At 72.8% G+C, this 2,640-nt stretch carries 3 protein-coding genes; 1 reads left to right on the top strand and 2 read right to left on the bottom strand.

Features of this window, described 5'->3' with window-relative positions; genetic code table 11:
* A partial coding sequence (locus NJ376_RS03515) for an FkbM family methyltransferase (protein ID WP_252951843.1) occupies positions 1-466 on the bottom strand: 466 nt, incomplete at its 3' end.
* Positions 467-703: 237 nt separating this feature from the next.
* On the opposite strand from NJ376_RS03515, the gene NJ376_RS03510 reads away from it, so the two are divergent.
* Positions 704-2,224, top strand: a complete 1,521-nt coding sequence (locus NJ376_RS03510; RefSeq protein ID WP_252951842.1) for an oligosaccharide flippase family protein — start codon at positions 704-706, stop codon at positions 2,222-2,224.
* Positions 2,225-2,338: 114 nt separating this feature from the next.
* On the opposite strand, the gene NJ376_RS03505 is transcribed toward NJ376_RS03510, so the two are convergent.
* Positions 2,339-2,640 (bottom strand): RecX family transcriptional regulator (locus NJ376_RS03505; protein ID WP_252951841.1); only part of this gene is annotated, 302 nt, incomplete at its 5' end.

Raw genomic sequence — 2,640 nt, 5'->3', positions numbered from 1 at the left:
CCGCGCCGATGCCGAGCTCCGGCAGGGCGAGATCAAGCGTCGTCATCGGCACGCGGCCGCCGCCCTCCGTCCCCGCTGCCACATGCGTCTCGCCCGGATTGGCCGCGGCATAGGCCATGGCTATCTCCCCGGGCGCGGCGCCCAGCGCCTGCTGCAGCGCGGTCATCTGCGTCAGGCCATTCAGCGCGATGCCGCGCTGCAGCAGGCGGAAAGTGCGCGGATGCGCCTCGAACGCCACCACCCGGCCGGTTGGCCCCACCAGCGTCGCGGCGGGAATGGCATAGGTGCCGACATTCGCCCCGGCATCGACGAAGACGCCGCCCGGCCGCACATGCCGGGCGATCAGCGGCCAGATCTCGAGGTCCCGCGCGCCCTCCACCGCCATGGCGAAGGAGCTGAAATTATGCCGTGCGGTGGCGAAGCGCAGCCCGGCGGGGCTGGAGAACTCGAACTCCTCTCGCGCCACCTCCATGAGGCTGAAGCGCAGCGTGCGGCCCAGCGCGGCGAAGGGGGATCGCGCCCAGCCTTCTGTCTGTCGGAGTCATCGCAGGCGCCAGCGGAGGTTGCGCAACGGGACAGGCATGAGACGTCTGAGCATCACCGGCTTTCCACGATGGCCCGGGCGCGATGGCCGCAGCCTCGCGAAAGTGTAAGGGCGTCGCCAAGCCCTGTCACGGCGCCAGGCGGGGGTTGAGGCGGCAGCATGGCCAGCATCCTCGCCCGCACGGCCATCGGCGCCGGCTGGGTCTTCGCCTGGCGGCTCCTCACGCGGCTGCTCGGTCTGGCCAGCACGCTGGTGCTGGCCCGGCTGCTGGCGCCGGCGGATTTCGGCCTGGTGGCGCTGGCCTATGCCTGCGGCGCCACGCTCGATGCCTGCCTCAATGTCGGGCTGGATCAGCAGATCATCCGGGCGAAGGAGCCGACGCGCCGGCTCTACGACACCGTCTTCACCCTGAACCTGCTGCGTGGCCTGGCGATCAGCGCCGCGCTGGTCGCCGCGGCGGGCCCGCTCGCCGGCTTCTTCGGCGATCCGCGGCTGCATCCGGTGCTGCTGGTGCTGGCGCTGCTGCCGGTGCTGAACGGGGTCACCAATGTCGGGGTGGTGGATTTCCATCGGAACCTGGATTTCCGCGCCGATTTCCTGATGATGAGCCTGCCGCGGCTGCTCGGCGTCGCCATCGCCATCGGCGGCGGCCTCCTCTTCCGCACCCATTGGGCGCTGGTGGCCAGCCTCGTCGCCGCCCGGTTCACCGCCGCCTGCATGAGCTACGCGTTGCATCGCTACCGGCCGCGCCTCAGCCTGGCTGCCTGGCGGGAGCTGGTCGGGGTTTCGGTCTGGACCTGGGCGGTCATCGTCACGCTCATGCTGCGGGACCGCGCGGATGGCTTCTTCATCGGCCGCCTGGCGGGGACTGCGGCGGTGGGCGCCTACAATATCGGGTCGGAGATCGCGACGCTGCCGGGTTCCGAACTTGCCGCCCCCATCGCCCGGGCCTGCATGCCAAGCTTCGCCGTAGCAGGCAGGGAGGGCGGGGAGACGGCGATGGCCGACTCCTATCGCCGCATCACCGCCCTGACCGCGCTGCTGATGCTGCCGGCCGGCTTCGGCATCACCTTCGTCGGGGCGCCGCTGATCTTCCTGGCGGTGGGGCCAGCCTGGCAGGCGGCGGTGCCGGTCACCGCCATCTTCGGTCTGGTCGGCGTCACCCAGCTCTTCAGCAATATCGGTCAGGCCCTCCTCAGCTCCCAGGCGCGGATGCGGCAGCTCTGCGGCATCTTTGTCGTCGGCGTGGCGGTGCGGCTGGGGCTGATGGCGCTGCTCATCCCGGCTTTCGGGCTGGTCGGCGCGGCGGTGGCCGCCTGCGCCGGCTTCCTGCTCGATTCGGCGCTGATGCTGCGGGCCTCGGCCCGGATGCTGCGCATCCCCGTTGCCACCATCCTTGGCGGCTGCTGGCGGCCTTCGGTGGCGGCCCTGCTGATGGCGGCGGCGCTGTGGGCGGCGGGCTACTGGGACCTCACCATGCCCGGCGGCACCATGGCTGCCCTGTCCTGGCTGCTAGGCGCTATCGGGCTGGGGGTTGCGGTCTTCGCCACGGCCATGGCGCTGCTCTGGTACGGGGCCGGCCGGCCGGAGGGGGCGGAGGCGGATCTGCTCCGGCTGCTCGGCCGGGTGACGGCGGGGCTGCGCGGGCGGCTGCGGCGGGGACGCCCGGCGGCGGCGTAGCCGCGGAAGAAGAATGGGGCTCTGCCGGTTGGCGGCAGTGCCACCAACCGGCAGAGCCAAGGCTTCGCCCCGGATCGCGCCATGAGTCTGGGGTTCAACCATAGGGCTGCCGGATCACCCTGCGCGATGCGCGAGCAGCCGCTCCTCCGCTGCCGCCGGCTCCATGTCCAGCGCCCGCTCCGCCACCTCCCGCCCGAAGCCGGCGCGGGCCAGGGCGGCGAGCGCCTTCAGCCGCGGCATCTCCGCTCCGCGGGCGAAGGGGCCGATCCGCCGCCGCCGGCATTGCGCCAGCGCCGCGTCCAGCTCGGCCTCGGCATCCGGCAGGGCGGCGGCCGCCACCTCCCGCGCCACGCCCTTGCCGGCCAGATGCGCGGCGATGGCGCGGCGGGACCGGCCGCTGCGGGCCAGGCGGCGGG

Origin of the sequence: Siccirubricoccus soli (genome assembly GCF_024178315.1) — a bacterium.
Taxonomy (GTDB): Bacteria; Pseudomonadota; Alphaproteobacteria; order Acetobacterales; family Acetobacteraceae; genus Siccirubricoccus; species Siccirubricoccus soli.
This window is presented reverse-complemented; position numbering and strand designations above follow the sequence as displayed.